This window comes from Dokdonella sp. (assembly GCF_035703485.1).
Classification (GTDB): Bacteria; Pseudomonadota; Gammaproteobacteria; order Xanthomonadales; family Rhodanobacteraceae; genus Dokdonella.
In genome coordinates, this window is the sequence record NZ_DASSYD010000027.1 from 1 (window position 1) to 5,726 (window position 5,726).

General features: G+C 61.8%; 5 protein-coding genes. All 5 read right to left on the bottom strand.

Features of this window, described 5'->3' with window-relative positions; all coding sequences use genetic code 11:
• Window positions 1-263 (bottom strand): hypothetical protein (locus VFN25_RS02255; protein WP_325138375.1); only part of this gene is annotated, 263 nt, incomplete at its 3' end.
• 8 nt (window positions 264-271) lie between these two features.
• The gene (locus VFN25_RS02260) at window positions 272-976 is read right to left on the bottom strand and encodes an ABC transporter ATP-binding protein (RefSeq protein ID WP_325138377.1); all 705 of its coding nucleotides are present in this window, start codon (window positions 974-976) and stop codon (window positions 272-274) included.
• Complete coding sequence (locus VFN25_RS02265) at window positions 973-2,133, bottom strand: ABC transporter permease (protein WP_325138379.1); 1,161 nt, start codon at window positions 2,131-2,133, stop codon at window positions 973-975. Before VFN25_RS02265 ends, VFN25_RS02260 begins: the two co-directional genes overlap by 4 nt.
• A gap of 50 nt (window positions 2,134-2,183) precedes the next feature.
• The gene (gene lptE, locus VFN25_RS02270) at window positions 2,184-2,690 is read right to left on the bottom strand and encodes an LPS assembly lipoprotein LptE (RefSeq protein WP_325138381.1); all 507 of its coding nucleotides are present in this window, start codon (window positions 2,688-2,690) and stop codon (window positions 2,184-2,186) included.
• Between the two features lie 88 nt (window positions 2,691-2,778).
• Window positions 2,779-5,511 (bottom strand): leucine--tRNA ligase, encoded by a 2,733-nt coding sequence (leuS, locus tag VFN25_RS02275; RefSeq protein ID WP_325138383.1) that lies wholly within the window; start codon window positions 5,509-5,511, stop codon window positions 2,779-2,781.
• Window positions 5,512-5,726: the final 215 nt, after the last annotated feature.

A 5,726-nucleotide genomic window follows, 5' to 3' on the forward strand; every position in this document is an offset into this window, starting at 1 on the left:
TGGCCGGCGCTGACCACATCGCCTTCCGCAATGGCCACCCTGGCCAGGCGTCCGGAAATCTGCGGGATGATCACGCGCTCCTCGCTGACCGGCTCGACCAGGCCACCGGCGGCGACCCGCGAGGAGTCCATGCCGGGGCGATCCGGGGCTGCCGGATCGGCACTCCCCGCACGGCAAGCGGCAAGCACGAACACGGCCAAGCCGAGCGTGGCAACGTGCAGGACAGGCGAGTGGCGGCGGCACGCGGCAAGGGTAGGAATCATGCGCGCCATCATGCCTGATTGCCGTGCCGGCGACGGTCATCGACGAGGCGACCGTCTTCCAGGTGCAGGACCCGATCGGCATACGGCTCGACGCGCGGATCATGGCTGACGATGACCACGGCGCAGTTCTCGCCATGGGCAAGCTCCTGCAAGGTGGCGACGACATCCTGGCCGGCCTTGCTGTCGAGTGCGGCAGTCGGCTCATCGGCCAGTATCAGGCCAGGCTTGCCGGCCAGCGCACGCGCGATCGCGACACGCTGCTTCTGGCCGCCGGACAACTCGGACGGAAAGTGCGTCGCGCGATCAGCCATGTCGAGCCGATCGAGAAGTTGCAACGCCGCCGCCTGCTGCTCGTGCGCCGGAACCTGCTTGAGATCGAGGGCGACAGCGACGTTCTCCCAGGCGCGCAAGGTCGGAAACAGGTTGTAGTGCTGGAAGACGAAGCCGACATGGGCGAGGCGCAGCGCCGTCAGCGCTTCGGTATCGAGCCCATGCAGCGGCTGGCCCAACATCGAGACGCGCCCTCGGGTTGGCCGCAACAGGCAACCCATCACCTGCAGCAGGGTGGTCTTGCCCGATCCACTCGGCCCGAGCAGCAGGGTCACCTCGGCGGCACGCACGTCCAGGCTGATGTCACGCAGCGCGGACAAGGCGGTCGCACCCTTGCCATAGGTGACCCCGACATCCTCGATGCGCAGCAGGACATCGCTCATGCGAACACGCTGGTCGGGTCAATGCGCACGAGGCGGCGAATCGAGATCAACGCACCGAACGCACACATCAGCACGGTCAGCGCGGCGAGCACGACGACCAGCCACCACGGCACGATCACGGCAATGTTGCCAAACGAGGTCAGGGCGACGATTGCATACACGGCGACAGTACCGAGGCCGAAGCCGAGAGCGGCACTGATCGCCGCCTGCTTGAGAATGACCCGATTCAGATACGCGGCCGGCGCGCCAATTGCGCGCAAGGTTGCATACTCGGGCAGACGATCGACGGTGGTCGCGTACAGCGTCTGGCCAACAATGACGATGCCAACCACCAGGCCAAGCAAGGCCGAGAGCAACAATGCGGAACCGGCACCGGTGGTGATCAACCAGTATTTCTGCGCCTGGCGGGCGAAATCATCACGTTTCCAGACATCGACCCGCCCGAGCCGCGCAAGCAGCGCCTGGCGCACGGCTTCGACATTCGCATCCGGCTTGACCGACACCAGCAGGTAGGTGGTCTGGTCGGGCTGAAATTTCGAATAGGCCAGGGCATTGCGATGCGTCATCCAGACATACGGACTTTGCGTGAATGTACGCAATCCTTGGGTAAAGCCGACCACCCGCGCGCGCTGTGAATTGATCTCGATGGTGTCACCGAGCGACGTTACGCCAAGCTTGTCCGCGTAGAGCCGATCGATGATGACCGCGTCCTGCTGCTGCAGGTCGGCGATGCTGCCCTCGACCAGATTCCACGGCTGCAGTTTGTCGGACTCGATTTCGATGCCGACCAGGGCCACGCTTTCATTGCCGCCATCGGGCTTTTTCCAGAAGGCGAATTGCATCATCAGTTTGCCTACCGAGGCCACGCCGGGCACGGCCAGTGCCTGAAAGCGACGCCGCTCATCAAGGCGGCCGGCGATGTCGACATTGGTGGTTCCGGCCGGGGTGATCCACAAGTCGGCATTGGAATGATCGACCAGACCCGAAGTGGTGCGTGCGAAACCGACCAGCAGGCCCAGCTCCACGCCCATCAGCAGCACGGCAAAACCGACGCCGATCAAGGTGACGATGAAACGCGCACGATCATGACTGAGGTTGCGCCAGGCCAGCAGGCTGGTACCGAGCAATGCCGGCGATCCTGGAACCGGCAGGTTCATCGCGCCCGCTTCATCGATCCGCAGGGCGAGAAGTTCGGATACATCGCCGGTCAGTGCGTTGTGTCATGACCGATCACTTCAAGCCTGCGCAGAATTGCCTGTACCATGTCGCGCTGCAGTTCGTTGGTAAGCAAATCCTGTTCGGCGGCTATGCCGAGTGCCTGGCTGGCATCGAAGGTGAAAACACGACTCAGCTCGAGGGTCTGCATCGACAACATCGAGGTACCCGATGCATCAACGACATCGAACTCGACGTGGTAGCGGATCGTGTATTCGTTGGCGCGCGCATTGCCGCCGATAGAAAGTACATCGGTGCGGATCGTATTGTTGCCAATTCTCAGTACGGCGCTGGGTTGTGCTGAACCTTCAACAATCTGGGCACCAGATCGAGTCAAAGCCTTGCGCAGATCACGCCCGAGCGGACTCAGCGCATCGACTCCCTGAATGGCGAGCCGCTGCATGCCAGTTGGCAAGCGGACTTCTTCACGCAGATGGAAGCCGCAGGCTGAGAGCAGGATGGCGAGCAAAACAATGGCGGTGATGCGATGGGCTTTCATGGGCGACCTGGGCTGTTGTACTGGTGAAGCATAGCGGATGAAATTGGATGGAATACTGCTCCCTTCTCCCTGATGGGGAAGGAAAATCCTAGACGACGATGTTGACGATCTTGCCGGGAACGACAACGACCTTCTTGATCGTCTGGCCTTCGATGTGCGGAACCACCGACGGCTCGGCCAGGGCGGCGCGCTCGCATTCCTCCTTCGATGCCGAAACCGGCATTTCAATCGTGCCGCGCAACTTTCCATTGACCTGTACGGCCAGTTTGACCGCGTCGCGCAGCAACGCAGCTGGATCGGCTACCGGCCACGGCTGATCCTCGATCAGCGTTTCGCCATGCCCGAGCGCCTGCCACAAACCGTGGCAGATATGCGGCGTGATCGGATTCAGCAACAGCACAATCGTTTCAAATGCTTCGTGGCGCACTGCCCTGCCCTGGTCACTCATGTCATTGAACTTGGTGACTCCATTGAGCAACTCCATCAGGGCGGCGATTGCCGTGTTGAAGGCAAGGCGGCGACCGTAGTCATCGCTGACCTTGTTGATGGTTTCGTGAATCTGGCGACGCAGGTTTTTCTGCGTGGCATTCAATGACGATGCATCCACGTCCGGATGGTCGGGTTGAGACACATGCGTATGCAACTCGCGCCAGAGTCGCTTGAGAAAGCGTGACATGCCCTCGACGCCGGCCTCGTTCCATTCCAGCGACTGATCCGGCGGTGCGGCAAACATCGAGAACAGTCGCACCGTGTCAGCACCGTACTTGCGCACCATCGATTCCGGGTCGACGCCGTTGTTCTTCGACTTGGCCATCTTCTCGGTGCCACCAATCGACACCGGTTGACCATCGGCCTTGAGCAGCGCGCCAGTGACGCGCCCCTTGTCATCGCGCTGAACGTCAACAGCGCCCGGATTGATCCACTCCTTGTGACCTTGCGCATCCTCGCGATAGAAGGTCTCGGCAATGACCATGCCCTGGCAGAGCAGGTTGATCGCCGGCTCGTCGCTGTCGACAAAACCGGTGTCGCGCAACAGCTTGTGATAGAAGCGAAAGTATAAAAGATGCAGGATCGCGTGTTCGATGCCACCGATGTACTGGTCGACAGGCGCCCAGTAATTGGCCCGCTCATCAACCATGTCACTGGCGCCAGGTGACGTGTAGCGCGCGTAATACCAGCTCGATTCCATAAACGTATCGAAGGTATCGGTTTCGCGTTCGGCCGGGCCGCCACACTTCGGGCAAACGGTCTTGCGCCATTCCGGATCAGCCTTGATCGGCGATTTGACCCCGGTGAACTCGACGTCTTCGGGCAGCACCACCGGCAGTTGATCATCCGGCACCGGAACGGCATTGCACTTGGCGCAATAGATCACCGGGATTGGGCAGCCCCAGTAACGCTGTCGCGACACGCCCCAGTCACGCAAACGGTAGTTGATGCGACGCTTGCCCTTGCCTTCCTTTTCCAGACGCGCGGCGATGGCATCAAAGGCATTGCGGAAATTGAGGCCGTCGAATTCACCCGAATTGACGAGGAATCCATACTCCGTGTACGCGCCCTTGGTAATGATGTTTTCTTCGAAATCTTCGAGCATTTCGAGTTCGCCGGCAGGCTCGACGACATCGATTCGGCGACTTTCACCGAGTGCGGCTGACATGGAATCCTTGTTGCCGGCCACATCGCGAGCAAGCTCACGCACCGCATCACGCACGCCGACTCTGACGATAACCATGCGGATCAACAGATCGTATTTGGTGGCGAATTCCCAGTCGCGCTGATCGTGCGCCGGCACGGCCATGACCGCACCGGTGCCGTAGCTCATCATCACGAAATTGGCGACCCAGACCGGCAGGGTTTCACCGCTGATCGGATGGACGGCCTTGAAATGTGTCTCGACGCCCTTTTTTTCCTGGGTTTCGATGTCGACCTCGGAGGTTCCGCCATGGCGACATTCGTCGATGAATGCCGCCACCTCCGGCTGGCTCAAGGCCGCTTTTTGCGCGAGTGGATGTTCAGCTGCCACCGAAATGAAGCTGACGCCCATCAAGGTATCCGGGCGCGTCGTGAACACCGTCACCGGATCCGTCTCACCCTCGATCGCAAACTGGATCTCAAGGCCTTCCGAGCGACCGATCCAGTTGCGCTGCATGGTCTTGACCGAATCCGGCCAGCCCGGCAAGTTGTCGAGACCATCGAGCAACTCCTGCGCGTAATCGGTGATCTTCAGGAACCACTGCGGGATCTCGCGCTTCTCGACCACCGCACCCGAGCGCCAGCCCTTGCCATCAATGACCTGCTCATTGGCGAGTACGGTCTGGTCGACCGGATCCCAGTTGACGACCGAATTGCGGCGATAGACCAGGCCCTTCTTCAGCAGGCGCGTGAACATGCGCTGCTCGTGGACGTAGTAATCCGGGCGGCAGGTCGCGAACTCGCGGCTCCAGTCGATGGCGTAGCCCATCTGCTGCAGCTGCGCCTTCATGTGTTCGATGTTGGCGTAGGTCCACTTCGCCGGCGCGGTGCGGTTCTTGATCGCGGCGTTCTCGGCGGGCAGGCCGAAGGCATCCCAGCCCATCGGCTGCAGCACGTTGCGGCCGGTCATGCGCTGGTAGCGGCTGATCACGTCGCCGATCGTGTAGTTGCGCACGTGGCCCATGTGCAGCGCGCCCGAGGGGTACGGCAGCATCGAGAGGCAGTAGAACTTCGGGCGCGGATCGTCCTCGCGGACCTCGTAGGCGCGCAGGCCGGACCAGAAACGCTGGGCCGCGGGCTCGAGCGCGGCGGGATCGTAGGCGGCAACCTCGGGGGACACGACGGACATTCGACGGCCGATGCACTGCGAAAACGGGGCCGGAAAGCCTATCAGACCGGACCCTGTCGGAAGTGCCGGTGACCAGCGCCACGTCCGCCGCGCAAGGGGCGTGCCCCACGCTATGCGCTGCACCCTCCCCCACGTCCCCCGCAATGTCCCTCGCTATCCAGACTCTGGGCCTGACCCGGCTGTTCCCCGGCGGCCACGGGGTCCGCGACCTCGAC